This is a genomic window from Bacillus sp. GbtcB10 (genome assembly GCF_019091365.1).
GTDB classification, from domain to species: domain Bacteria; phylum Bacillota; class Bacilli; order Bacillales; family Bacillaceae; genus Bacillus; species Bacillus altitudinis.
Genome location: NZ_JAGXJP010000127.1, coordinates 1 through 274 on the forward strand (window position 1 = coordinate 1; position 274 = coordinate 274).

A 274-nucleotide genomic window follows, 5' to 3' on the forward strand; every position below is an offset into this window, starting at 1 on the left:
GTTTGTTGTACCAGATTTCACAGTACCATTTGTAACATATACACCAGAGTTTTCATGGAAGATTGTACTCTTGATGGTACCAGTTGCACTAGTAACAATATCAGAACATATCGGACATCAAATTGTTCTTGGAAATGTTATTAAAAGAGATTTAATTGAAAAACCAGGTTTACACCGTTCAATCTTCGGTGACGGAGTAGCAACATTAATTGCGTCACTAATCGGTGGGCCACCGAATACAACGTATGGTGAAAACATCGGTGTGCTAGCAATT

At 38.0% G+C, this 274-nt stretch carries 1 protein-coding gene; it reads left to right on the plus strand.

Annotated features, from left to right (window positions below):
- Positions 1-274: solute carrier family 23 protein (locus KVT11_RS19860; protein WP_302693874.1), on the plus strand; the 274-nt coding region annotated here is incomplete at both ends.